Here is a 24457-nt window from a genome sequence, read left to right on the forward strand (position 1 = left end):
AGCAGCTCAGCAGCTCAGGTGCCGGTGACGCTCTTCGGGACCTGGAGGTCGCTGTGGGCGATCTCCTCGATGGACACGTCGCGGAAAGTGAGGACCTTGGCGCTCTTCACAAAGCGGGCGGGGCGGTACATGTCCCACACCCAGGCGTCGCTCATCGAGACCTCGTAGTAGACGTCGCCACCCTCGGTCCGGACCTTGAGGTCGACGGCGTTGCAGAGGTAGAAGCGGCGCTCGGTCTCGACGGCGTAGGTGAAGATACCGACGACGTCCTTGTACTCGCGGTAGAGCTGGAGCTCCAGCTCGCTCTCGTACTGCTCGAGGTCCTCGGCGCTCACGAGGCCACTCGGACGGCTGTCTCGGCACCGGGTGGGGGGCACGGCTGCTGGTCGATCACCGCGTCGACTCTAGTGGTTCGGGCGACGTTGTCGAACCGCATCCGGTGCGTCACCGAGGGCCCGAAGCGGTCGAGCCGTTCCTGGTGCAGCGGCGTGCAGTAGCCCTTGTGGACGGCGAACGCGTACTCGGGATGAACGGTGTCCAGCTCGCACATGATCCGGTCCCGCGTCACCTTGGCCAGGATCGACGCGGCGGACACGCAGGCGGCCACCCGGTCCCCCTTCCAGACGGCGAGGCCGGGCACCCCGAGCCCATCGACCGGGAACCCGTCGGTGAGCACGTAGGTGGCCGGCACGTCCAACCGCAGCAGGGCCCGGCGCAAAGCCATGACGTTGGCGACGTGCATGCCGAGCCGGTCACACTCCCCCGGTTCGACGCTCACCACCGCCCAGGCGAGGGCCTTGTCGGTGATCTCGGCGTACAGCCGCTCACGCTGCCGCGCCGTCAACAGCTTGGAGTCGGCGAGGCCCTTGATCTGTTGCGACCGGGAGTCGGACAAGATGGCCGCTCCGGCTACCAGTGGGCCGGCGCAGGCACCCCGACCGGCTTCGTCGGCGCCGGCCACGGGTCCCAACCCGACCCGGTGGAGCGCCCGCTCGTAGCCGTACAGCCCGCTGTCCCGCCGCACCTTGACCACCGGCACGTCGGTCGAGGACCCACCGGCCTCCCCCGGACCGCCCATCAGCAGCTGACTCCGGCAGGCTCGATCGTCGGCTTGTCCGGGGCCGGGTCCTTGGGCGGGGGCACGCCGGCAAAGGTCGCCGGCACCCGTAGCCGTTTCGCCCGGTCGAACGGTGCGGCGATGGCGAACGCCGGGCCCACCACCAGCTTCTCCGGAACGAACGCCACGTAGCCGCGGGGCTCGGTGGTGGAGGAGTCGGCCAGGTGGCAGCGCGAGTCGGCGCTGAGGTCGCGGTGGTCGCCCATCACGAAGATCCGGTCCTTGGGCACCACGACGGTGAAGCGGACGTCTGAGGGCACGACCTGGTTGCCGTTCGGGTTGACGTAGAGGTAGGCGGTCTCGTCCAGCGCGTAGCCGTTGACGGTGATCCGACCTCGGTCGTCGCAGCAGACCACCTTGTCCCCCGGCATCCCGATCACGCGTTTGATCAGGTGGCCCTGGGTGCTCTTGGTCGGGATCCCGATGAACTCGAGCACCTTGTCGACCGGACCGGAAGGCTCCACCGGCTCGTCGGGCAGCCAGCCGCCCGGGTCCTCGAACACCACCACGTCGCCACGGTGGAAGTCGGTGATCTTCTGCACCACCACCCGGTCGCCGGTGAGCAGCGTGCTCTCCATCGACTCCGACGGGATGATGAACATCTGCCCGACGAAGGCCCGGAGCAGCGACGACACCACGATGGCACCGACGACCACGAAGAGGAGCTCCCTCCCGAACGAGGCCGCCTGCCGACCGGCGCTGGGGCGCGGTGGCGTCGGGTCATCGGCAGCCGGGGAGTCGCTGCGGGCGTTCTGGTCAGTCGTCAACAGGAGGCCTCGGGTCCGGCGTCGATCGTGGGCACAGCGGGGGCCGCTGCGGCGGCGGGAACTGGGTCAAAGGTAGCCGGGATCCTCAGCCGCCGGGCATGACCGACCGGCCAGAGGACCGCGACGGCCTGGCCGACCACGAGGTCTTCGGAGACGAAGGCGTTGCTGCCCGCGACCGCACCCGGGGTCTGGTCGTGCAGGTGACAGCGCGAGTCACGGCTGTAGTCGCGGTTGTCGCCGAGGACGAAGATGCGGTCCCGCGGCACCACGACGTCGAACGGGATCATCGACGGCTCGGCCTGCTCCCCGCCCGGCGGGGTGTCCAGGTAGGACGTCTCGTCCAGGGCGACGTCGTTGACGGTGATCCGGCCGGCGCTGTCGCAGCAGACCACGTGGTCACCCGGCAAGCCGACGACCCGCTTGATCAGGTGGTCGGTCCCCGTGTCAGGAAGGACGCCGACGAACTCCAGCGCCCGGCCGACCCGACCCCGTTCGGGAGCCGGGGGGCCGTTCAGCCAGCCACCGGGATCGCGGAACACCACGACCTCGCCACGCTGGACCCTGGTGAGCTTTTCCACGACCACCCGGTCCTTGATCTGGAGCGTCTGCTCCATCGAGGACGACGGGATCAGGAACATCTGGCCCACCAGGGCCCGCAGCAGAGAGGCGACGATGATCGCGCCGACCACCACCCCGGACAGCTCGCCCAGGAAGGCCAGCACGTGGCCACCGAAGCTCAGCGACCGCGGCTCGACCGCCACGTCGGGGTCCGCGACCGTCTCATCGGTCACGGGACCTCCCGGCTCGTCAGCGGCGCGGGAACGCCTAGATGGCGTCGCGCTTCTCCTTGATCTTGGCAGCCTTGCCGCGCAGACCGCGGAGGTAGTAGAGCTTGGCGCGCCGCACGTCGCCACGACGGTCGACGTCGATGTGGTCGATGATCGGGCTGTGGATCGGGAACGTGCGCTCGACCCCGACGCCGAAGCTGACCTTGCGGACGGTGAACGCCTCGCGGACACCGTCACCGGCCTTGGAGATCACCACGCCGGCGAAGACCTGCAGGCGGGACCGGTTGCCCTCGGTGACCTTCACGTGCACCTTGACCGAGTCACCCGGCCGGAAGTCGGGGACGTCTGTCCGCAGGGATGCCGCGTCGAGCGCGTCGATGAGCTTGCTCATGTCTGTTCCTCGCCAGTGCCACAGGTCACCTGAGATCGATTCAGTTGAGAACCCCGCCGGCGGCGGTCGATCCCCCTGTGGCAGGAGCCGCGCGTCGATGAGGACAACAGCGGGCCAGTCTGCCACACGGGCCCGCTGCGCCGGTAATCAGACCTGGTCGCGCCAGCTGTGCCGAGGCTCGTAGCCCAGCAGCTCTCGGGCGTGGTCGATGGCCAGCAGCGTCTCGTGCTCGCCGACCTCACGGGTCATCGGGACGCCGGGGAACTGGTCGGCCATCAGCTCGGCGTTCGCGGCCTCCATGAGGGTGTCGGCGGCGGCGATCACGAAGCTGTGTGCCCCGGTGAGCTCGGCCAGCACGGCCCGCTCGCACGCCAGGGCGACGTCACGGGCGTCCACGTAGCCCCACAGGTTCCACCGGCGGAGCGCGAAGTCGAACTGGTAGCCGGGCACCGCCGCGTAGTCGTCCCCGACGTGCACGTTGGACAACCGCAGCGCGATGTAGGTCCCGCCGGTCCACTCGGCGAAGTGGACGGCCATCGTCTCCCCCACGACCTTGGACAGGGCGTAGGTGCTGTCGGGCAGCGGGTAGTGGTCCTCGTCGATCGGCGCATACCGGGGCGGGGTGTCGAAAGGCAGCCCGAAGGTGGTCTCACTGGAGGCCCAGACCACACGGTCGATACCCAGCAGCTGGGCGGCCGCGAACACGTTGTAGTTCATCGCGGTGTTGTCGAGGAACGTCGTGCTGGCTGGGAACAGCCCGGGCGCGGGGATGGCGGCCAGGTGCACGACAGCGTCGACGTCGCGGAGGGCGTCCACGGTCTGGCCGTAGTCGCGGAGGTCGGCGCGGAACAGGCCCACCCCGAGCTCGGCGGCCAGCGGTCCGTAGGCCCCGGCGAGACCGTTGCCGTCGATCGGCCGCACCTCGTAGCCGTGCTCGACGAACCAGCGGGCCACCACCCGTCCCGTCTTGCCGGCCGCACCGGTGACCGCGACCCGGCGTGGACGGGTCGGGGCAGTGGGGTCAGGCGTGGCTGCGTCGTCGCTCATCCAGCCAGCCTAACGGCGGGCGGACGGCACTCCGGCCCGGCCGCAACGGCGCGACCCGATCGAACGTCCACCCTCACCCACGGGGCCACTTCACAGGCCCGAGGCCGACATCACACCCTCGGGAGCGGGAGCAGGGAGGCCCGACGGGCTGTGAAGTGACCGTCCCGGCTCTGCCCGGGAGGCAGGCGGGCAGCCCGGTGACCCCGGGGGGGAAAGTGGCCGGCTGCGGTCAGCTGTTGGGGTGGGTGAGGGCGCCGAAGAGGTCGCGGTTCAGGCGGGAGATGGTCTCGAAGGGGATCTCCTTCGGGCAGACGGCGGTGCACTCGCCGATGTTGGTGCAGCCGCCGAAGCCCTCCTCATCGTGCTGGGCGACCATGCCCAGGACGCGTGAGTGCCGTTCGGGCTGGCCCTGGGGCAGCATGCCCAGGTGGGTGATCTTGGCGGCGGTGAAGAGCATCGCCGATCCGTTCGGGCAGGCGGCCACGCAGGCGCCGCAGCCGATGCAGGTGGCGGCGTCGAAGGCGTGGTCGGCGTTGGCCTTCGGGACGGGCGAGGCGTGGGCGTCGGGCGCCGAGCCGGTCGGCACCGAGATGTAGCCGCCCGCGGCGATGATCCGGTCGAAGGCGCTGCGGTTGACCACCAGGTCCTTGAGGACCGGGAAGGCGTCCGCCCGCCAGGGCTCGACGTCGATCACGTCGCCGTCGCGGAAGGAGCGCATGTGCAGCTGGCAGGTGGTCGTCTGCTGCGGGCCGTGGGCCACACCGTTGATGACGACGCCGCACTGACCGCAGATGCCCTCGCGACAGTCGTGGTCGAAGGCGATCGGGTCGTCGCCCTCCATCGTCAACCGCTCGTTGAGGACGTCCATCATCTCCAGGAAGGACATGTGCTCCGACACGTCCGGCACCTGGTAGCTGACCATCCGACCCTCGGCCTCGGGGCCGGCCTGACGCCAGACCCGGACGGTGATGTTCATCATCCGGGTGCCGTCGGTCCCTGAGGCCTGGACCTCCGCGGCGGCGTTCTTCTCTCCAGCGGTCAGCGTCACTTGTAACTCCGTTGCTTCATCTCGACGTTCTCGTACACCAGCTGCTCCTTGTGCAGGACGGGCCTGCCGCCCTCACCGCCGAACTCCCAGGCGCTGACGTAGGCGAACTCGTCGTCATGCCGCAACGCCTCGCCGTCCTCAGTCTGGGATTCCGCGCGGAAGTGCCCACCACATGATTCGCGTCGGACGAGCGCATCGATGCACATCAGCTCGCCCAGCTCGATGAAGTCGGCCACCCGGCCCGCGCGCTCCAGGGCCTGGTTGATCTCCTCACCGGTGCCCAGGACCAGCACGTCGGACCAGAACTCGGTCTTCAGCTCGCGGATCCGGGTGATGGCCTTGCGCAGGCCCTCCTCGCTGCGCTCCATGCCGCAGTAGTCCCACATGATGTGGCCGAGCTCCTTGTGGAAGGAGTCGACCGTGCGGGTGCCGCGGATCGAGAGCAGCGTGTCCACCCGGGTCCGGACCGCCTGGACGGCCTCGACGGCAGCCGGGTGGCTCTCGTCGACCTTGGCGAACGGGCCGGCGGCCAGGTAGTCGTTGATCGTGTTCGGCAGCACGAAGTAGCCGTCAGCCAGGCCCTGCATCAGCGCGCTGGCCCCGAGCCGGTTGGCACCGTGGTCGGAGAAGTTGGCCTCACCCGCCACGAACAGACCCGGGATCGTGGACTGCAGGTCGTAGTCGACCCAGAGCCCGCCCATCGTGTAGTGCACGGCCGGGTAGATCCGCATCGGCGTCTCGTACGGGTTCTCGCCGGTGATCTGGGCGTACATGTCGAAGAGGTTGCCGTACTTGTCCTCGACGGCCTTGCGGCCGAGGCGGGCGATGGCGTCGGCGAAGTCGAGGTACACCCCGAGTCCGCCCGGTCCGACCCCGCGGCCCTCGTCGCAGACGTTCTTGGCCGCGCGTGAGGCGATGTCACGGGGCACCAGGTTGCCGAACGAGGGGTAGATCCGCTCCAGGTAGTAGTCGCGCTCGTCCTCGGGGATCTGCCGCGCGTCGCGCTTGTCCTCCCCGCTCTTCGGCACCCAGATGCGGCCGTCGTTGCGGAGCGACTCACTCATCAGCGTCAGCTTGGACTGGTAGTCCCCCGACACCGGGATGCAGGTGGGGTGGATCTGAGTGAAGCACGGGTTGGCGAACAGCGCGCCCTTGCGGTGCGCCCGCCAGGTCGCCGTGACGTTGCAGCCCATCGCGTTCGTGGAGAGGAAGAAGACGTTGCTGTAGCCGCCGGTGGCGAGCACCACGGCGTCGGCGAAGTGGGTCTCCAGCTCACCGGTCACCATGTCGCGCACCACCACGCCGCGCGCTTTCCCGTCGACGACGACGACCTCGAGCATCTCGTGCCGGGTGTGCATCTCGACGGTCTTGGCCGCGATCTGACGCTCCAGCGCCTGGTAGGCGCCCAGCAGCAGCTGCTGGCCGGTCTGGCCGCGGGCGTAGAAGGTGCGGGAGACCTGCACGCCACCGAACGAGCGGTTGTCGAGCAGACCGCCGTACTCGCGGGCGAAGGGGACGCCCTGGGCGACGCACTGGTCGATGATCTGGACGCTGGCCTCGGCCAGGCGGTACACGTTGGACTCGCGGCTGCGGAAGTCGCCTCCCTTCACCGTGTCGTAGAAGAGCCGGTAGACCGAGTCGCCGTCGTTGCGGTAGTTCTTCGCGGCGTTGATGCCGCCCTGGGCGGCGATCGAGTGGGCCCGGCGCGGGGAGTCCTGGTAGCAGAAGGTGGTGACCTTGTAGCCCGCCTCGCCCAGCGTGGCCGCGGCGGACGCGCCGGCGAGGCCGGTGCCGACGATGATCACGCTGAGCTTGCGCCGGTTGGCCGGGTTCACCAGCTTCGCGTTGAACTTGCGCTCGTCCCAGCGCCGCTCGATCGGCACGGCGGGCGCCTTGGTGTCGGCGATGTCCTCGCCGTCGGCGTAGAAGGAGTCGGCGTCGAGGGAGACCAGGTCCCTGACCGCTCCGGTCACCCGACGAGCCGCATCGGCGACTCCCTCGGTCACGGCCGCGGTCGTGCTGCGCTCGTCACTCATGTCAGCTCACCAATCCCAGCAGGATGCTGTACGGGGGAAGGAGGAAGCCGACGGTGATGACGCCGGCCACGGCGTAGGCCAGGAGGTTGAGCCGGCGCCGCGCGACGGCTCCGGTGTTGGCTCCCAGCGTGGTCAGCGCGCTCCACATGCCGTGCCGCAGGTGGAACCCGACGGCGATCATGGCCACGGTGTAGGCCACCACGACCCACCAGACGCCGAAGCCGTTCAGCACGCGCTGGTAGGGGCTGTCGGAGGCGCCGCCGGGGTGGATCGTGCCCCAGGTGAAGTTGAGCAGGTGGAAGACGATGAACAGCAAGATGATGATCCCGCCCCAGCGCAACGTGAACGAGGCGTAGCTGCGCTGCACCCCGGTGCGGCCCTTGGTCGACTGGTAGCGCTTGGTGTTCCCGCCGCCGCGCGCCTTCTTGGCCCGCGCCCACAGCTTGAACGCCGAGTACGCGTGACCGACGACCGCGGCCAGCAGCACCACGCGGATGATCCAGAGCAGTCCGGTGTGCGGCAGGATCGGCTCGCCGATCGTGCGCAGGTGGTGGGCGTAGCCGTCGAAGGACGCCTGGCCCGCGAAGATCTTGAGGTTGCCGTACATGTGGGCGAGCAGGTAGGCCACCATGATCAGCCCGCTCACCGCCATCAGCGCCTTGAGCGCCACCGTCGTCCTGACCGCCCGCTGCGTCGGGGTCAGTGTTGTCGTCGCCACGCAGTCACCCTAGGACTCCGCTATGGGCGATGACGAATAAGGCCACCGTGATCACTGGTGTTTTTCGCCACGTCGGGAGCCGCATCCGACCCGCCTGCGGTCGCGTCCGGGAGGTGGTGTCGTCTGAGACCCTGGACGGCGTGGAGGTAGGGCTGCTCGGACCGCTGGAGATCCGCCGCGACGGCCGCGAGGTGGCCGTGGCGGGAGCGCGCCTGCGGGCCCTGCTCTGCCGGCTCGCCGCGGAGGCCGGCCGACCTGTTCCGTCCCGCGAGCTGGTCGACGCCGTCTGGCCGGACGGGGCCCCCGGCGACCCCGCGAATGCCCTGCAGTCCCTGGTGTCCCGGCTGCGCCGGGTGCTGGCCGAGCCGGACCGGGTGCGTCAGGACGCCGCCGGCTACCGCCTGGTGCTGGGCGCCGACGAGCTGGACGTGACCCGCTTCGGCGACCGTCGACGGCGGGCTGCCGAGCGCAGTCAGCACGGCAACACCGACGCAGCGCTGGCCGACCTGGCGGAGGCCCTGGCGCTCTGGCGCGGCGAGCCGCTGGCCGATGCCGGTGACGCGGACTACCGAACGGGCTACGCGGCCCGCTGGGAGGCGGATCGGCTGGCCGCGGTCAAGGCCTTCGGCGAGCTGGCGCTCAGAGCAGGTACTGCGGACCCAGCGGCCGGAGTCGTGGCCGAGGTCCTCGCCGACCACCCGTTCGACGAGGGGCTGGCCGCCGTGCACCTGCGGCTGCTGGCCGCGGCCGGGCGGACGCCGGAGGCCCTGACCCGCTACGAGCAGACGCGCCGGTTGCTGCGCGACGAGCTGGGCAGCGACCCCTCCCCCGAGCTCCGGGACCTGCACCTCCAGCTGCTGCGCGGCGGGCCGGACCCGGCCCGAGCCGCCGACGCCGGGCGGCCCGACCGCAGCAACCTGCGCTCCTGGCTGACCAGCTTCGTCGGGCGCGAGCGTGACGTCGAGCGGGTGCAGGAGCTGCTGCGCGACCACCGGTTGACCACGGTCGTCGGTCCTGGCGGCGCCGGCAAGACCCGGCTCGCGGTGGAGGCGGCTCGCAGCTGGCTGGCCGAGGGAGGTGAGTCGGCCTGGCTGGTCGAGCTGGCCCCGGTCACCGACGGCGCCGGCATCGCCACGGCCGTGCTCGACGCGCTGGGCCTCCGCGAGGCCAAGCTGCTCGACCGGACCGAGCGGTCCACCCAGGACACCCTCCAACGGCTGGTCGAGGTGCTGCACGAGGCGTCGTGCCTGCTCGTGGTGGACAACTGCGAGCACCTCGTCGACGCGGCGGCGGCGGTCGTGGAGCACCTGCTGGCGGTCTGCCCGGGCGTCCGGGTGCTGGCCACCAGCCGCGAGCCGCTGGCCCTGACGGCCGAGGCGCTGGTCCCGCTCGCTCCCCTGGTGCGGCCGCCGGCGGCCACCGGGAGCGCCGCCGCCGCGGACTACCCGGCCGTGCGGCTGTGGCTGGACCGGGCCCGGGCGGTCCAACCCGGCTTCGCGCTGGACCAGGGCACGCTCGGACCCGTGGTCGAGATCGTCCGGCGGCTCGATGGGCTGCCGCTGGCCATCGAGCTCGCGGCGGCCCGGCTGCGGGTGCTGCCGGTCGCCGAGATCGCGAGCCGGCTCTCCGACCGCTTCCGGCTGCTGACCGGCGGCAACCGGACCAGCCTGCCGCGGCACCGGACCCTGCGGGCGGTGGTGGCGTGGAGCTGGGACCTGCTGAGCCCGGAGGAGCGGCTGCTGGCGGAACGGCTCGCCGTCTTCCCGGCCGGGGCGGACGTCGGCGCGGCCCAGGCGGTGTGCGGGGACGACCGGCTGGACGCGGCGGCTGTCGACGACCTGCTGCTCGCGCTGGTCGACAAGTCCCTGCTGCAGGTCGACACCGCGGGGGTGACGCTGCGGTTCCGGATGCTGGAGACGATCCGCGAGTACGGGGTCGAGCGGCTGGCCGAGCGGAACGAGCTCGAGCAGAGCCGGCTCGCCCACGCGCGCTACTTCGCCGACCTCGCGGTCCGGCTGGAGCCCGAGCTCCGGGCCCGGGACCAGCTGGCCGCCCTCGCCGCCCTGAACCTCGAGCGCGAGAACATCCTCAGCGCCCTGCGCTTCCTCTGCGACTCCGGCCGTGGCGTGGAGGCCCTGCACCTGGCCCTGGCCCTGGTCTGGTACTGGATGCTGCTCGACAGCCCGGGCGAGGCCGCCGCCATGCTCGGCTACGCCGTGGCGGCGAACGACGACCCGGACGCCGGGGAGCTGGTCTTCGCCCGGGCCGGTCTCGTGCTGGCGGAGATGACCTCGACGCTGAGCTCTGAGCCCGTGGCGGCCCTGGACGGCGTCGACACCTGGGCAGGTACGCAGGCCCGGATCGAGCGGGTGGCCGAGGAGTTGCTCGCCGCCCCGGCCCCGCCGTTCGTCGGCCTCGAGGCGCTTCGGCCGATGCTCGCGGTTTTCGCCGGGCGGCTGGAGATCGCCGACGAGCTGACCACGCGTTCGCTGCGCACCTCCACCGATCCCTGGCTGCGGGCGGCGCTGCTGAGCTCGCTGGCCGGACAGGCCGAGAACGAGGGCGACCTCCCACGGATGCGCGAGGCCGTGACCGAGGCCTACGCCACCTTCGCCGCGCTCGGGGACCGCTGGGGGCTGTCGACCACGCTGGTGACGCTGGCCCGGCTGTCGACGCTGGAGGGCCGGACCGCCGACGCCGTCGCCGAGTACGAGGAGGCGTCCCGGCACGTGGTGGCTCTCGGCTCCTCCGACGACGACCTCTACATCAGGCTCCGGCTGGCCGACCTGTACGCCCGGCTCGGGGATCTGGAGCGGGCGCGCGACCAGCTGCTGGCGCTGCAGGCCCCGGGGGCGCTGCCGGGCGGCAACCGGGAGCGCGAGATGTTCGCCGGGGCCGCCCTGGCCGGGCTGGAGTGGCGGGCCGGCGAGGTGGCGGCCGCCGAGGCCCGGCTGGTGACGCTGCGCCGCTGGCTGGCCGAGCACCGGGGGGCATCACCGCTGCTCGACCACGCCCGCGCGATCGTCCTGGGCACGGCGGGGGCGATCGCGGCGGCGGCCGGACGGGTCGAGGACGCGGCCGAGGACCTCACCAGCGCCTACGCCGCCGGGGTGCTGACGACCGACATGCCGATCCTCGCCACCGTCGGACGGGCCACCGCGCAGCTGGCGCTGGCCCTGGCGCAGCCGGCCGAGGCGGCCACCGTTCTCGGCGCGTCCGCCCAGGTGCTCGGGTCCGACGACGAGAGCGACCCCGACGTGCGGTCCATCAGGGCCGCCGCCCGGGCCGGCCTCGGTGAGGCGTTCGACCAGCACTACCGGGCCGGCCGGACGCTGACCCGCGCGGAGGCGGTGGCCCGGCTCGACCCGGCGCTGCTGGGCCTGCCGACTGCTCAGGCGCGGGCGCGGTAGGCCCGGAGCGCCAGCGGCACGAAGACGACCAGGAGCACGGCCATCCAGCCCAGCGTCCAGATCAGGTCGGTGCCGTAGGCGCCGCCGTTCATCAGCGCCCGGACGGTCGAGACGAGGTGTGAGATCGGGTTGACGTTGACGAACGCCTGCAGCCAGCCGGGCATCGTGTCGGTGGACACGAAGGTGTTGCTGCCGAAGCTGAGCGGCAGCACCATCAAGAACCCGATCGCCTGGACCGAGCCCGGCGTCCGCGCCTTCATGCCGATGAAGACCGAGATCCAGCAGAAGCAGAGCGCGAAGGCGATGGCCAGGCCGACCGCGGCCAGGGCCGACAGCCAGCTGGTGTGCACCCGGAAGCCCATCAGGAAGCCGGTGCCGAGGGTCACCGCGCACAGCACCACGTACCGGAACAGGTCGGCGAGCACCGCGCCGACGAGAGGCGCCGACCGTGCGATGGGCAGTGACCGGAAGCGGTCGAAGACGCCCTTGTCGATGTCGGAGTTCAGGTTGGTGCCCAGCGCGATGCCGGCCAGGGCGATCGACTGGCCGAGGATGCCGGGCAGCAGGAACTGCAGGTACGCGCCGCGGTCGCCGCTGGCGATGGCCCCGCCGAAGATGTAGGTGAACAGGGCCAGGAAGATGATCGGCTGCAGCGTGACGTCGATCAGGGCCTCGGGCGTCCGGATGGTCTTGACCAGGCTGCGCCGGGCGAGGACCACGGCGTGCCGGACGTAGGTGCCGAGGTTGGTGCGGGAATCGGTGGGCCCGGCCGTGGACAGGGTGGTTCGCGCCGGCTGGTGCTGGCTCGTTGCGGGGGTGGTCGTCGTGGTCATGAACGGAGCCTCTCGGGAGTGAGGAGGGATTTCGGACGACGCGCCTTGCCGGCACGACGCAGAACGCCGTCGTCCGAAATCGGGACGAACGAGCGAGAACTGGCGGAGCTCAGGACCCCGGAGCGCGGAGCGCGGAGGTCGAGGCCAGTCATGAACGGAGCCTCTCGGGAGTGAGGAGGGATTTCGGACGACGCGCCTTGCCGGCACGACGCAGAACGCCGTCGTCCGAAATCGGGACGAACGAGCGAGAACTGGCGGAGCTCAGGACCCCGGAGCGCGGAGCGCGACAGTGCAACAGAGTCATGCGGCGTCCTCCTCAGCCTGGGTCCGGTGCCCGGTGAGGGTGGAGAAGACCTCGTCCAGGCTGGGCAGGTGGAGGGAGAGCTCGGTCAGCGCGACTCCGGCGGTGGCGAGCCGGGCGACGACGACCGGCAGCGCCTCCTCCCCGGCCACGGGCACGCTGAGCCGGCCTCGGCCGGTGGTCTCGGGGACGCCCTGACCAACCTCGGCGAGCACGGCGGCCACGTCCTCGAGCCGGTCGGGGTCGGTCGGGCGGACCTCGATCCGGGAGCCGCCGATGGTGCGCTTGAGGCCGTCGGGGGTGTCGTGGGCGATCACCTGGCCGTGGTCGATGACGCTGATCTCGTCGGCCAGCGCGTCGGCCTCCTCCAGGTACTGGGTGGTGAGCAGGACGGTCGACCCCTCGCTGACCAGGCTGCGGATGACGTCCCACATGTCCTCGCGCTTGGCCGGGTCCAGGCCGGTGGTGGGCTCGTCGAGGAAGATCACGGCGGGTCGGCCGACCAGGCTCGCAGCCAGGTCGAGGCGCCGTCGCATCCCGCCGGAGTAGGTCTTGGCCTGCTTGGCCGCGGCGTCGGCGAGGTCGAACCAGGTCAACAGCTCGCGCGCCCGGCTGCGGGCGTCGGCGGTGGTCAGGTTGAGCAGCTGGCCGATCATCACCAGGTTCTGGGTGCCGGTCAGGTCCTCGTCGACCGAGGCGTACTGGCCGGTCAGGCCGATGGTGCGGCGAACCTCGTGCGCCTGGGTGACGACGTCGAACCCGCCGACGCGTGCCAGGCCGGCGTCGGCCCGCAGGAGGGTGGCGAGCACCCGGACGGCGGTCGTCTTGCCGGCCCCGTTCGGCCCGAGGACCCCGAGCACCGTGCCTTCCCGCGCTGTCAGGTTCACCCCGGCCAGGGCCTGGGTGGTGCCGAAGCGCTTGCGCAGCCCTTCCGCCTCGATCGCGTACGTCTGCTGGCTCATGGGTGGCCCCCTTGCTGGTGCCGCCCCCGGTGCGGAGGCTGGTGCTACCAGCGTGCCTGCTGCCGCTGGCACGGGCCGCACACGGCGCTGGCACGACCGACCGCCCACCGACCAGCCCGCCGCCATGAGCCCTCAGCCGGGACGAACCGTCTTCTCGAGCTCGATGATGCCAGCCTCGGGATGGGTCCGGGAACCAAGGACGCGGTAGCCCCGACGACGGTAGAAGCGCACGTTGGACTCACTGCGTAGGCCGGTGACCAGCCGCAAGGTGCGCGTGCCCGTGGGCGCCAGCGACTCGACCTGTTCCAGCAGCCTGCCGCCGAGGCCCGCACCCTGGAGGTCGGGCGCCACCATCAGCCGGCCGACGTACCAGACGCCGCCCTCGCGTACCTCGCCGCGGACCGAGCCGACGAGCCGGCCGGCCCGCCGGGCGACCAGCACCGTGCCGACGTGCAACGACGCCTGCACCTCGGCGAAGGTCTCGGTCAGCGGCGGGATGTCGAAGGTCGCGTGCTGACGGCCTTCGGCGAGGTAGGCGGCCAGCTGGAGCGTCCAGAGCTCACCCGCGTCCGCGGCGACGGCCCGGCTGACCACCAGGTCGTCCAGGTCGGCCGGCAGCAGATCGGGGCGGCGCTCCCGGGTGCGGGCGACGGCTTGTTCCCGGCGCCAGGCGGCGATCTGGCCGTGGTGACCGGAGAACAGCACCTCGGGCACGTCGAGCCCACGCCAGGAGGGCGGCTTGGTGTAGACGGGGTACTCCAGCAGGCCGTCGTTGCCGACCGCGTGCGACTCCTCGGTCAGCGACTCCGGGTTCCCGATCACGCCAGGCACCAGCCGGACCAGCGCCTCCACGACGACCAGCGCGGCCGCCTCGCCGCCGTTCAGGACGTAGTCGCCGACGCTGAGCTCGAGCACCCGCATCCGGGTCCGGGCATGCTCGACGACCCGCGCGTCGATGCCCTCGTAGCGTCCGCAGGCGATCACGAGGTGCTCCTCGCCGGCGAGCCGCTCGGCCAGCGGTTGGCTGAACCGCTCCCCCGACGGGGTCATCACCACCAGCAGCGGATCGCGCTGCTCGACACCCGCGGGGGCCAGCGTGTCCAGCGCCTCGCCCCAGGGGTCAGGCCTCATCACCATCCCGGCTCCCCCGCCGTACGGGGTGTCGTCGACGGTGCGGTGCCGGTCGTGGGTCCAGGTCCGCAGGTCGTGCACGGCCAGCTCGATCAGCCCGGTCCGCGCGGCCTTGCCGACCAGCGACAGCTGCAGCGGGTCCAGGTAGTCGGGGAAGATCGAGACGATGTCGATGCGCATCGGCGGGTCAGCCGGCGCCGGGCCCGGCGTCGTCCTCGTCCACGACATCGGCCTCGCCAGTCACGTCAGCGCCGCCAGTCCCGTCGGCTTCGAGGTCGCTGTCGACGTCGTCGTCGAGCTCACGGAGCAGACCGGGTACGTCGGCCAGGTGCACGACGCCGGCAGCCAGGTCGACCCTCGGCACCACGGCCGTCACGAACGGCACCAGCCGGATCCCGTCGGCGGTGTCGATCTCGAGGGTGTCCTGCAGGGGCAGGTGCAGCACCGAACGGATGGGCCCGACCACGCTGCCGTCGGCCGCGACCGCCTGCAGGCCGACCAGCTGCCGGTCGTAGAACTCGTCCTCCTCGGGCGGCAGCTGATCGGGGTCCACGTCGACCACCAGCACGATGCCGCGGGCCGCCTCGGCCACGGTGCGGTCCGCCAGCTCGTCGAAGTGCACGAGCAGCCGGCCGGAGTGCTCCCGCGAGAAGGCGACGGTGAAGCGGCGGCCGCTGCCCTCAGCGCGGAGCACCGCACCGGCCGCGAACCGCAGCTCGGGCTCGTCGGTGCGGACGTCGATGGCCACGTCGCCACGGATGCCGTGGGCGCGGCCGATCGCGCCGACGACCACCTCGATGCTGTTCGCCATGCCGTCCTTCGTGGTCGTGGCCGGATACGGCCGGAGCGGACGACGCCCCGACCCCGGCGTGCGGGGTCGGGGCGTCGTCTCTTACGAGCGTGGGATGGTCAGCCGCGGCGGGGACCGCCGGGACCACGGCGTGGGCCCTTGTCCACGTCGACGAAGTCGACGCGGACCTGGTCCCGGCCGGCCAGGGCGCCGACCACGGTCCGCAGAGCGGTCGCGGTACGACCCGAGCGGCCGATCACCTTGCCGATGTCCTCCGGGTTGACCCGCACCTCCAGCATCCGGCCGCGGCGCAGGTCCTTGTCCGAGACGACGACGTCGTCCGGGTGGGTGACGATGCCGCGGACCAGGTGCTCGAGGGCGTCGGCCAGCACGTCAGGCTCCGGTGCTCTTGGTGGTGGAGGTCTCGGCGGTCGCGGCGTCGCTCACGCCGGCCTCGGCCGCGTCCGACGCCTCGGCCGGGGTGCCCTCCACGGTGCCGCGGCTGCTGCCGCCGCGCCGGGAGATGGCCGCGGAGGACGGCTCGCTGCCGGCCTCGGCCAACGCCGCGTTGAAGATGTCGGTCTTGTTCTTCTTCTCGGCCTGGGGCAGCACACCGGACGGCGAGGTGTCACCGGAGTAGGTCTGCCAGTCACCGGTCCGCTTGAACAGCGCCACGACGGCCTCGGTCGGCTGCGCGCCGACCGACAGCCAGTACTGCGCACGCTCGGAGTCGACCTCGATCACCGACGGGTCGTTCTTCGGGTGGTACTTGCCGATCTCCTCGATGGCGCGACCGTCCCGCTTGGTGCGGGAGTCGGCGACCACGATGCGGTAGTGCGGCGACCGGATCTTGCCCAGGCGCTTCAGACGAATCTTGACAGCCACGTGTGTGGTTTCTCCTGTGTGAGCTGCGGTCGGGCTAGCCCGACCACGAGATGGGTGAGACGCATTCGCCACGGCGGGGAAAGCACCGGCGAGGAGCCTCGGGTGAACCCGAGCCGTACGGACGATGAGAGGGCGCCCACGACTCAGATGCGGCCAACAGTCTGCCAGAGCGGAGCCCGGGACGCTAACCGGCGCCCGATCCCGGGCCACGGCGGACCCGGCGCCTACAGTGCCGACATGGAGACCGTCGCGACAGACATCCGGCTGGGCGAGAGGGCCGCGGTCGTGGTGAGGCCCACGACGGGCGAGGGCTGGCCCGGTGTGGTCATGATCCACGAGATCTGGGGAGTGGACGACGAGCTGCGCCGACAGGCGGACCGGCTCGCCGCGGCCGGCTTCGTCGTGATGGCCCCCGACATGTTCGGCGAGGGGCCGCGGCTGAGGTGCATGATCTCGGTCTTCAAAGCCCTCCGCGCTCGCTCCGGACCGGCGTTCGACCTGATCGGCCGCGCCCGCGACGAGCTGCGCGCTGACGCCCAGACCAGTGACAAGGTGGGCGTCCTGGGCTTTTGCATGGGCGGCGGCTTCGCGCTGCTCATGGGATCCGACGGCTTCGACGCCAGCTCGGTGAACTACGGCATGATTCCCGAGGACGTCTCGGACGTGCTGCGCGGCTCCTGCCCCGTGGTCGCCAGCTACGGGGGCCGCGACACCCAGCTCGTCAAGCAGGTGCCCAGGCTGCAGGCCGCCCTGGTCGACCTCGGGATCCCCCACGACCTGGAGGTCTACCCGACGGCCGGGCACAGCTTCCTGAACCAGCAGAACAACGCACCGGTGCTGGTTCGCCCGCTGCTGCGGCTGGGCCACGCCGGGCCGGAACCGGCCGCCGCCGCCGACGCGTGGCGACGGATCGAGGCGTTCTTCGGCGAACACCTGGGCAGCGGCACCGCCTCGTAGTGGCGGGTGGGCGGGCGCTCCGGGGACCGCTACTCCCCCTCGGTGGGGATGCGGCTGGCCTCGTCGAACGCGTCGCGCAGCCGGCGCCGGAGATCGAGGGTGACGAACAGGACGGAGATCTCGCTGGCGACCGCAGGCTCGGCGATCGCGAGCTGGTCGGCGATCTCCCGGTCGGTGCGGCCGCGGAGGACGAGCTCCAGGACCTGGCGCTGCCGCGAGGTGAGCTCGGCCAGCTCGGTCGCGCCGATCAGGTGGCGGGGCGCGACAGGACTGTCGGCGTCCTCGCCCGGGTGGTGGGCCAACAGCTGGGCGGCGGCGGATCGGTCCATGCCGACGTCCCCGCGAGCGGCCCGGATCAGGGCCTCAAGGATCTGGTCCGAGGGGGCGTGCTTGGTCACGTAGCCGGCGGCCCCCGCGAGCAGGGCGGCGAACCGCGCGTCCTCCTGGGTGCCCGCCGTCATCAGCAGGCACCTCAGCTGCGGCATCTCCGACCGGAGCCGACGGCAGACCTGGACGCCGTTGCCGTCGGGCAGGTTGACGTCGAACACCAGCAGGTCCGGCGCCACGTCGGGCACCAGGGTCACGGCCTCGGCAGCCGTCATCGCGGTGCCGGCCAGGACCAGGTCGGACCGGGTGGTGATCAGGTCGGCGATCCCGCGCTGGATGACGTCGTGGTCGTCCAGCACGAAGACCCGGGTAGGGGCGGCCACACTGCTCGGATCCATGCTGACGCAGACCTTTCTCCCCTGCCGGAGACGAACATGAGTCGTGCCCGACGCTTTCGAGGAGATATAGGTACATCGCGCCCCAGCCGTCACGCAAGAGCCAGAACGCGAACGTCTCAGCGAAAGGCCAGCCCGCTAGCTGGTGATGTCCTTGCGCAGGAAGTGCCAGACGGCGACGCCGACCCCGACGATGGCGTAGCCGATCGACCAGAGGGCCCCGGTGGCCATGTCCGACCAGTCGATCGAGGGGGCCAGAGCGTCGGCCCAGGCGTATGCGTAGTGGCCGGGGAGGGCCTCGCGCAGGCTGCCCAGCGCGGTGATGCTGTCCAGGATCGCGGACAGGATCATCAGCAGCACCGCCCCACCCACCGCGGCGAGCGGGGCATCGGTGAACACCCCCAGCGCGAACGCTACGGCGCCGACGACGGTCAGCTCGAGGGCCAGGTAGGCCACGATGACCGCGAACCGCAGCAGCAGCACGGGCCAGCCGAGCTGGTCGCCGGTGGGGCCGACGTAGGCGCCCCAGCCGTAGGCGACCCCGCCCACCACCAGGGTCCACGCCGGCAGCAGGACCAGGGCGGTGGCGCTGGACAGCGCGGCGACCGTGAGCTTTTGACGCAGCAGCCGCCCGCGGGGGACGGGCGCGGCCAGCAGGTAGCGCAGGCTCGACCAGCTCGCCTCGGCCGGGACGGCGTCGCCGGCGAACAGAGCGACGACGACGTTGAGCAGGAAGCCGGTGGAGGCGAACAGCGTGAACACCGTGAGGTTCGCTCCGCTCTCCTGAGCCAGGTCCACGAAGCCGGGCGCGCCGGTGCCCGAGCCAGGGTCGCTGCTGCCGATGGCGAACGCGGCCACCAGCACCAGCGGCAGGGCCAGGATCACCCAACCGACCCCCTGGGTCCGCCGCCGGCGCAGCTGCCGGCGGATCTCCGCCCGGAGCGGCAACGGCCGGGCTCGTAGCGCTCGGACCGGCCCGGCGTCGACGGTCGACCGCTCAGCCATCCTCGTCCTCCCGTGGTGCAGCACCCGGCGCCCCGACCAGGCTCATGAAGACCTCCTCGAGCTGGCGCCGACCGTCGACGCTCTCCACCCCGACGCCGGCCCCGACCAGGGCCGCGACGATCCCGGCACGGGGAGCGTCGCCACTGACCCGCAGCAGGCCGTCCTCGAGTGCGACCACCAGCCCGAGCCCGGCCAGGGCCGACCGCGCGGTCCCGACGTCCGCGCCCGCGGTCAGGCCGACCAGGGTGACGTCATCGGTGGCCGTCAGCTCCTCCATCGACCCTGTCAGCACCACCCGGCCGCGGTTCATGACCACCACGTGGGAGCAGCTCTGCTCGACCTCGGACAGCAGGTGGCTGGAGACCAGGACGGTCCGGCCCCCCGCGGCGTACTCGGCCAGCACGGTCCGCATGGCGAGGATCTGCGGCGGGTCGAGGCCGTTGGTCGGCTCGTCGAGCAGCAGCAGCCGGGGCCGGCCCAGCATCGCCTGGGCGATCCCGAGCCGCTGCCGCATGCCCTGGCTGTAGCCGCGGACCCGGCGGTCGAGGCCGCCGCCCAGGTCGGCGATGGCGAGTGCCTCGTCCAGGTGGGCGTCCGCGAGCGGCCGGCCCGTCGCCTGCCAGTAGGCCGCCAGGTTCTCCCGGCCGGTGAGGTGCGGCAGGAAGCCTGGCCCCTCGATCAGCGCCCCGACCGAGCCCAGCACGTCGGAGCCGGCGTGCACCGGCTCGCCGCCGACGTAGACCTCCCCCGCGTCCGGCCTGATCAGACCCACGAGCATCCGCATCGTCGTGGTCTTGCCCGCCCCGTTGGGGCCGAGCAGCCCGACCACCTGGCCAGGACCGGCGCTGAACGAGACGCCGTCGACGGCACGGAAGCCGTCGCCGTAGGTCTTGACCAGACCCTCGACCGCCAGCGGCAGGCCGGCGAGGTCGGGACGCGGGTGCCGGGCGCGCCGGCGCAGCCAGCTGAGGACCAGAGCCGCCACGGCCGCCAGCACGAGCAGCCCGACCGCGAGCACCAGCGCCAACGGCACCCGCAGCCGGCTGCCGCCGGAGGCCTCGGCGGTGAGCCGGGGCAGGCTCAGCGGACTGCCGGGGGCCAGCGCGACCTGGTACACCGCGGCGGCAGCCGGTACGGCGTAGGCCTGGTCGGTGCTGGAGACCACGACCTGCAGCCGGTGCCCCACGGGCACCTGGTGCGCGACGGTGGGCAGGGCCACCTGCACCCGCTCTGGCCGGCCGGGGGTGAGCCCGGCGAGCCGGACCGGGGCGACGGCGCCTCCGGGCAGGACGGCGGAGCTGGGCTGGGCGGCGGAGCTGCGCTGGGACGGGGTGGCGGTCTGACCGCTCGGGTCGGGAGTCGCGCCGTCCGACGGCTCGGCGTCCGGCCCGAGGTCCCACAGGGAGACGAAGAGCGTCGCCGCCGAGGTGCTGCTGGTCACCTCGAGCTCGACCCGGCCGCTACCGACCAGCGGCCGGGGGCTGGTCAGCGGTGCGGTGGTGAAGGTGGCGGACCGGCCGGGCAGCACCCCTAGGCCGTACCCGGCGACGCCGGCCACCGCAGCCAGCACGCCCCCGGTCCCGGGCAGGCTGGTCAACGCCGCCGGAGTGCCGCCGGGCGGGGACAGCACGCTCTGCGGCGGCCCCGTCAAGGTCACGGCCTCTGCCGTCGCCGGGGCGCCGCGACCGGGGTAGGCCGGCGCCACCAGGGTGGTTGGCTCCTCGTTGCCGGTGTCGGTGACCAGCGAGGTCTGGGGCACCACGACGCTGAAGCTGGAGTCGGCCGGGGTGTGGTCGTCCTTCAGGTACCGGCCGAACCAGCTCTCGATCAGCGGCAGCTGGTCGGTGACCGACACCGACGCGTCGTGGCCCCCTTCGACCCAGCTCATCCGGGCCGGCGTCCCGGCGGGCAGACCGCGCAGGTTGGCGTCGGCCTGGTCCAACGGGAAGAGGGTGTCCTGCTCGCCCTGGAGCAGGAGCGTGGGCGCCCTGACCTGGGACAGCAGACCGGCCGGTCCCGACGCCCCGAGCAGCCGGACGAGCTCGGCGTCTGGTCGCCCGGTCTGCGCCGTCCGCAGGTAGGCCCGGCACAGCGTCGGGTCGAAGCGGCCGCAGAGCGCGTCCCGGCCCGCGGTCCCGCCGGCCGACCCGCTGAGGAAGAACAGCGACGCCCAGCGCTGCTTGAACACCCCCGGCTGCTCGGAGCTGACGTCGGCCAGGGACACGGGCGCGCCGGTGACGGCGTCTTGGGGAAACAGCGACTGGACCAGGCTGTTCCAGGTGAACGCGGGCACCACCGCGTCGATCCGCGGATCGAGGGCGGCAGCGACGAGGGAGAGCGCCCCGCCGTACGAGGCTCCGGCGAAGCCGATCACCGGGTCCCCGTCGGTCGAGCGGACCTCGGGCCGGGTGGCGGCGAAGTCGACGAGCCTCTTCGCGTCAGCCCCCTCGTAGGCGGGGGCGTCGAGGTGGATGGTGCCGCCCGAGGCGCCGAAGCCGCGGGCCGTGTAGGCGATCACGGTGTAGCCGGCGCGGGCCAGGTCGCGCCCGACGGGCAGGCTGTCGGCCTTGGTGCCGCCGAAGCCGTGGGCCAGCACGACGGCTGGCTGGGGCGTGGTGGGGCTGGTGGTCAGCAGGGTGACGTCCAGGTCCACCGGCCGGCCGTCGGTCTCAGGAGTGCCGGGCACGGTGAACACCGTCTCGACCACCGGGACCGCAGCGTTAGCCGGTACCGGCAGCAGCCAGCTGCCCACAAACCCGCAGAGCAGCGCCAGCCAGAAGACCGCGCTGCGGGTGCCCCTCGACCGGCTCAGGGCACGGGCCGCCGCGCTCCGGTCAGTCAACGAGGCGTCCGCGCAGCACGACGTGCGAGGGGTGCTGCAGGACGGCCAGGTCGGTCCGGGGGTCGGCGTCGAAGACCACGAGATCGGCCGGCGCGCCCTCGGACAGCTCGGCCGGGCGGCCCAGCCAATCCCTTGCTCGCCAGGAGCCCGCGCCCAGCGCGTACTCGGCCGAGGTGAAGCCGGCCAGGGCCGCCATCTCCGTGCCCACCAGGCCGTGCGGCAGGTAGCCGCCCGCATCGGTGCCGGCGTAGATCGGCACCCCCGCCTCGTACGCCCGGGCGAAGACCTCCAGCCGGCCGGCGTAGAGGGACCGCAGGTGCGCGGCGTAGGCGGGGAACTTCTCCTCCGCGCTGGCCGCGATGCTCTCGAAGTTCTCCAGCTGGACCATCGTGGGCACCAGCGCGACCTGACGTTCGGCCATCGCCTCGATCACCGGGTCGGTCAGCCCGGTGCCGTGCTCGATCCCGTCGATGCCCGCGGCCACCAGCTCGGCGACGGCCTGCTCGCCGAAGACGTGCGCGGTCACCCGGGCGCCGAGCTCGTGGGCCCGGCTGATCGCGGCCGCGGCCACCTCGGTCGGCCAGAGCGGGGTGAGGTCCCCGACGGCCCGGTCGATCCAGTCCCCGACGATCTTGACCCACCCGTCCCCCCGGGCGGCCTGGCGTTCGACGGCCGCGACCAGCTCGTCGGGCTCGACCTCGTCGGCGTAGTTGCGGAGGTAGCGCTTGGGCCGGGCGATGTGCCGGCCGGCCCGGATCAGGTGGGGCAGGTCGTCACGGTCGTCGATCCAACGCGTGTCGGCCGGCGAGCCGGCGTCGCGCAGCAGCAGCGCCCCCGCGGCCCGCTCGGCCAGCGCGTGCTGCTCGGCGACCTCGTCCGGAACGGCCCCGGACATCTCGAGCCCGACGTGGCAGTGCGCGTCGACCAGCCCGGGCATCACCCAGACGCCGGTGGCCAGCGTGTCGGCGTCGGCGACCGGTTCGGTCCGGACCACCCCGTCGACCACCCAGAGGTCACGCCGGTCGCCCGCGGGCAGCACGCAACCCTGCAGGTGCAGCCGTGGGGCTCGGGGCACTAGCGTCCGAGCCGGCCGCGCAGCTCCGGCGGCAGCTGGAAGTCCGCCATCGCCTTGGCCAAGGCGGCCTCGTCCAGCTGCTCACCGCCGAACGCCGCAGCGGGGTCGACCGCGGCCGGTGCGGGCGCCACGGCGTTGCGTTTGGCCGGGTTGCCCGAGACGCCCCGGGCGTTCTTCTTCTTGGCCGCCTTGACCGGCTGCTTCTTGGCGCCGCCGCCAGGTAGGCCGGGCATCCCCGGCATCACGCCGTTGGCCATCGAGCTCATCATCTTGCGGGCCTCGAAGAACCGGTTCACCAGCCCGTTGACCTCGCTGACCTCGACGCCGGAGCCCTTGGCGATCCGGGCACGCCGGGAGCCGTCGATGATCTTGGGGTTGTCCCGCTCGGCCGGGGTCATCGAGTGGATGATCGCCTCGATCCGGTCGACGTCACGCTCGTCGATGTTGCTGATCTGGTCCTTGATCTCGCCCATCCCGGGCAGCATCCCGAAGATCTTGGAGAGCGGGCCCATCTTGCGGACCATCTGCATCTGGGACAGGAAGTCGGCCAGCCCGAACTCACCGCCCCCCTTGGACGTGAGCTTGGCCGCCGCCTTGGCCGACTGCTCGGCGTCGAAGGTCTTCTCGGCCTGCTCGATCAGGGTGAGCATGTCGCCCATCCCGAGGATGCGACTGGCCATCCGGTCGGGGTGGAAGACGTCGAAGTCCTTCAGCTGCTCGCCGTTGGAGGCGAACATGACGGGGCTGCCGGTCACCCGCGCGATCGACAGCGCGGCGCCACCGCGGGCGTCCCCGTCGAGCTTGGTCAGCACGACGCCGTCGAAGCCCACGCCCTCGGAGAACGCGTAGGCGGTGTTGACCGCGTCCTGGCCGATCATCGCGTCGACGACGAAGAGGATCTCGTCCGGGCTGACCGCGTCGCGGATGTCGGCAGCCTGCTGCATGAGGTCGGCATCGACGCCCAGCCGGCCGGCGGTGTCGACGACGACCACGTCGAAGAGTCGACGCTCGGCCTCCGCGATCGACGCCTTGGCCACCGCGACCGGGTCACCCGTGCCGTTCCCCGGCTCCGGCGCGTACACCTGGACGCCGGCCCGCTGACCGACCACCTGCAGCTGGTTGACCGCGTTCGGCCGCTGCAGGTCGCAGGCCACCAGCAGGGGCGAGTGGCCCTCGTTCTTCAGCCAGAGGGCCAGCTTCCCGGCCAGGGTCGTCTTGCCGGCGCCCTGGAGGCCGGCGAGCATGATCACCGTCGGCGGCCGCTTGGCGAACCGGATCACGCGGGTCTCGCCCCCGAGGATGGCGACCAGCTCGTCGTTGACGATCTTGATGATCTGCTGGGTCGGGTTCAGGGCCCCCGACAGCTGCTCGTCCCGCGCCCGCTGCTTGACGGCCGCCACGAAGTCCTTGACCACGGCGAGGTTGACGTCGGCCTCGAGCAGCGCGACCCGGATCTCACGCGCGGTCGCGTCGATGTCGGCGTCGGAGAGCCGACCCTTGCCGCGCAACGTCTTGAACGTCGCGGCCAGCCGGTCTTGCAGGGTGTCGAACACGCAGGGTCCTTGTCCTCGGGGCGGTACTGCTCGGCCCAGCCTACTCAAGGGACAGGGTGCAGCCGGTCCGCTGGATCGA

21 protein-coding genes and 1 pseudogene are annotated in these 24457 nt (G+C 72.1%); 2 read left to right on the forward strand and 20 right to left on the reverse strand.

Annotated elements, in window-relative coordinates; genetic code table 11:
• Positions 1–14: 14 nt before the first annotated feature.
• The 9 genes from ACFE7W_RS00460 to ACFE7W_RS00500 all read right to left on the reverse strand — a co-directional run bounded on the left by ACFE7W_RS00460 (position 15) and on the right by ACFE7W_RS00500 (position 7912).
• The gene (locus ACFE7W_RS00460; protein ID WP_375422804.1) at positions 15–335 is read right to left on the reverse strand and encodes a DUF2469 domain-containing protein; all 321 of its coding nucleotides are present in this window, start codon (positions 333–335) and stop codon (positions 15–17) included.
• Positions 332–1078 (reverse strand): ribonuclease HII, encoded by a 747-nt coding sequence (locus ACFE7W_RS00465; protein WP_375422805.1) that lies wholly within the window; start codon positions 1076–1078, stop codon positions 332–334. Before ACFE7W_RS00465 ends, ACFE7W_RS00460 begins: the two co-directional genes overlap by 4 nt.
• The gene (lepB, locus tag ACFE7W_RS00470; RefSeq protein ID WP_375422806.1) at positions 1078–1884 is read right to left on the reverse strand and encodes a signal peptidase I; all 807 of its coding nucleotides are present in this window, start codon (positions 1882–1884) and stop codon (positions 1078–1080) included. The genes ACFE7W_RS00465 and lepB (ACFE7W_RS00470) overlap by 1 nt, the downstream gene beginning before the upstream one ends.
• A complete protein-coding gene (gene lepB, locus ACFE7W_RS00475) occupies positions 1881–2675 on the reverse strand; it encodes a signal peptidase I (RefSeq protein WP_375422807.1) in 795 nt (264 codons plus the stop codon). The genes lepB (ACFE7W_RS00470) and lepB (ACFE7W_RS00475) overlap by 4 nt, the downstream gene beginning before the upstream one ends.
• 34 nt (positions 2676–2709) lie before the next feature.
• Complete coding sequence (gene rplS, locus ACFE7W_RS00480; RefSeq protein ID WP_375422808.1) at positions 2710–3063, reverse strand: 50S ribosomal protein L19; 354 nt, start codon at positions 3061–3063, stop codon at positions 2710–2712.
• 147 nt (positions 3064–3210) lie between these two features.
• Positions 3211–4110 (reverse strand): NAD-dependent epimerase/dehydratase family protein, encoded by a 900-nt coding sequence (locus tag ACFE7W_RS00485; RefSeq protein WP_375422809.1) that lies wholly within the window; start codon positions 4108–4110, stop codon positions 3211–3213.
• A gap of 229 nt (positions 4111–4339) precedes the next feature.
• Complete coding sequence (locus tag ACFE7W_RS00490; RefSeq protein WP_375423509.1) at positions 4340–5086, reverse strand: succinate dehydrogenase/fumarate reductase iron-sulfur subunit; 747 nt, start codon at positions 5084–5086, stop codon at positions 4340–4342.
• Positions 5087–5154: 68 nt separating this feature from the next.
• Complete coding sequence (locus tag ACFE7W_RS00495; RefSeq protein ID WP_375422810.1) at positions 5155–7194, reverse strand: fumarate reductase/succinate dehydrogenase flavoprotein subunit; 2040 nt, start codon at positions 7192–7194, stop codon at positions 5155–5157.
• 1 nt (position 7195) lies between these two features.
• Positions 7196–7912: a succinate dehydrogenase cytochrome b subunit gene (locus tag ACFE7W_RS00500; protein ID WP_375422811.1), complete on the reverse strand. Its 717-nt coding sequence runs from the start codon at positions 7910–7912 to the stop codon at positions 7196–7198.
• Positions 7913–8025: 113 nt separating this feature from the next.
• Between ACFE7W_RS00500 and ACFE7W_RS00505 the strand changes: the two genes are divergently transcribed.
• The gene (locus tag ACFE7W_RS00505) at positions 8026–11322 is read left to right on the forward strand and encodes a BTAD domain-containing putative transcriptional regulator (protein WP_375422812.1); all 3297 of its coding nucleotides are present in this window, start codon (positions 8026–8028) and stop codon (positions 11320–11322) included.
• On the opposite strand, the gene ACFE7W_RS00510 is transcribed toward ACFE7W_RS00505, so the two are convergent.
• The 6 genes and pseudogenes from ACFE7W_RS00510 to rpsP all read right to left on the reverse strand — a co-directional run bounded on the left by ACFE7W_RS00510 (position 11304) and on the right by rpsP (position 16224).
• Complete coding sequence (locus ACFE7W_RS00510) at positions 11304–12155, reverse strand: ABC transporter permease (protein WP_375422813.1); 852 nt, start codon at positions 12153–12155, stop codon at positions 11304–11306. The two genes, ACFE7W_RS00505 and ACFE7W_RS00510, sit on opposite strands and share 19 nt — an antisense overlap.
• Before the next feature lie 300 nt (positions 12156–12455).
• The gene (locus ACFE7W_RS00515; RefSeq protein ID WP_375422814.1) at positions 12456–13418 is read right to left on the reverse strand and encodes an ATP-binding cassette domain-containing protein; all 963 of its coding nucleotides are present in this window, start codon (positions 13416–13418) and stop codon (positions 12456–12458) included.
• A gap of 132 nt (positions 13419–13550) precedes the next feature.
• The gene (gene trmD / locus ACFE7W_RS00520) at positions 13551–14729 is read right to left on the reverse strand and encodes a tRNA (guanosine(37)-N1)-methyltransferase TrmD (protein WP_375422815.1); all 1179 of its coding nucleotides are present in this window, start codon (positions 14727–14729) and stop codon (positions 13551–13553) included.
• A gap of 124 nt (positions 14730–14853) precedes the next feature.
• A pseudogene (gene rimM, locus ACFE7W_RS00525) lies at positions 14854–15360 on the reverse strand (ribosome maturation factor RimM); the annotation flags it as partial.
• A gap of 98 nt (positions 15361–15458) precedes the next feature.
• Positions 15459–15731 (reverse strand): RNA-binding protein, encoded by a 273-nt coding sequence (locus ACFE7W_RS00530; protein ID WP_375422816.1) that lies wholly within the window; start codon positions 15729–15731, stop codon positions 15459–15461.
• A gap of 1 nt (position 15732) precedes the next feature.
• Entirely contained in the window at positions 15733–16224 is a 492-nt protein-coding gene (gene rpsP / locus ACFE7W_RS00535; protein WP_375422817.1) for a 30S ribosomal protein S16, read from the reverse strand.
• Between the two features lie 237 nt (positions 16225–16461).
• Between rpsP and ACFE7W_RS00540 the strand changes: the two genes are divergently transcribed.
• Complete coding sequence (locus tag ACFE7W_RS00540; protein ID WP_375422818.1) at positions 16462–17181, forward strand: dienelactone hydrolase family protein; 720 nt, start codon at positions 16462–16464, stop codon at positions 17179–17181.
• Between the two features lie 29 nt (positions 17182–17210).
• Here ACFE7W_RS00540 and ACFE7W_RS00545 read toward each other — a convergent pair whose 3' ends face one another.
• The 5 genes from ACFE7W_RS00545 to ffh all read right to left on the reverse strand — a co-directional run bounded on the left by ACFE7W_RS00545 (position 17211) and on the right by ffh (position 24378).
• Positions 17211–17906 carry a response regulator gene (locus tag ACFE7W_RS00545; protein ID WP_375422819.1) on the reverse strand — a complete coding sequence of 232 codons (696 nt, stop codon included), beginning with the start codon at positions 17904–17906 and terminating at the stop codon, positions 17211–17213.
• A gap of 135 nt (positions 17907–18041) precedes the next feature.
• Positions 18042–18908: an ABC transporter permease gene (locus tag ACFE7W_RS00550; RefSeq protein ID WP_375422820.1), complete on the reverse strand. Its 867-nt coding sequence runs from the start codon at positions 18906–18908 to the stop codon at positions 18042–18044.
• Positions 18901–21750, reverse strand: a complete 2850-nt coding sequence (locus ACFE7W_RS00555; protein ID WP_375422821.1) for an alpha/beta fold hydrolase — start codon at positions 21748–21750, stop codon at positions 18901–18903. The genes ACFE7W_RS00550 and ACFE7W_RS00555 overlap by 8 nt, the downstream gene beginning before the upstream one ends.
• Entirely contained in the window at positions 21743–22825 is a 1083-nt protein-coding gene (locus tag ACFE7W_RS00560) for an amidohydrolase family protein (RefSeq protein WP_375422822.1), read from the reverse strand. Before ACFE7W_RS00560 ends, ACFE7W_RS00555 begins: the two co-directional genes overlap by 8 nt.
• Positions 22825–24378, reverse strand: coding sequence for a signal recognition particle protein (gene ffh, locus ACFE7W_RS00565; protein WP_375422823.1), 1554 nt, complete (start codon positions 24376–24378; stop codon positions 22825–22827). Before ffh ends, ACFE7W_RS00560 begins: the two co-directional genes overlap by 1 nt.
• Positions 24379–24457: the final 79 nt, after the last annotated feature.

The sequence above is a fragment of the uncultured Friedmanniella sp. genome (assembly GCF_964244285.1).
Classification (GTDB): Bacteria; Actinomycetota; Actinomycetes; order Propionibacteriales; family Propionibacteriaceae; genus Microlunatus.

Coding starts and splice junctions, on each gene's coding strand:
- ACFE7W_RS00465 (WP_375422805.1), bottom strand. CDS start 1,078: ATGGGCGGTCCGGGGGAGGCCGGTGGGTCCTCGACCGACGTGCCGGTG.
- rplS (WP_375422808.1), bottom strand. CDS start 3,063: ATGAGCAAGCTCATCGACGCGCTCGACGCGGCATCCCTGCGGACAGAC.
- ACFE7W_RS00485 (WP_375422809.1), bottom strand. CDS start 4,110: ATGAGCGACGACGCAGCCACGCCTGACCCCACTGCCCCGACCCGTCCA.
- ACFE7W_RS00490 (WP_375423509.1), bottom strand. CDS start 5,086: ATGAACATCACCGTCCGGGTCTGGCGTCAGGCCGGCCCCGAGGCCGAG.
- ACFE7W_RS00495 (WP_375422810.1), bottom strand. CDS start 7,194: ATGAGTGACGAGCGCAGCACGACCGCGGCCGTGACCGAGGGAGTCGCC.
- ACFE7W_RS00510 (WP_375422813.1), bottom strand. CDS start 12,155: ATGACCACGACGACCACCCCCGCAACGAGCCAGCACCAGCCGGCGCGA.
- ACFE7W_RS00515 (WP_375422814.1), bottom strand. CDS start 13,418: ATGAGCCAGCAGACGTACGCGATCGAGGCGGAAGGGCTGCGCAAGCGC.
- trmD (WP_375422815.1), bottom strand. CDS start 14,729: ATGCGCATCGACATCGTCTCGATCTTCCCCGACTACCTGGACCCGCTG.
- ACFE7W_RS00540 (WP_375422818.1), top strand. CDS start 16,462: ATGGAGACCGTCGCGACAGACATCCGGCTGGGCGAGAGGGCCGCGGTC.
- ACFE7W_RS00545 (WP_375422819.1), bottom strand. CDS start 17,906: ATGGATCCGAGCAGTGTGGCCGCCCCTACCCGGGTCTTCGTGCTGGAC.
- ACFE7W_RS00550 (WP_375422820.1), bottom strand. CDS start 18,908: ATGGCTGAGCGGTCGACCGTCGACGCCGGGCCGGTCCGAGCGCTACGA.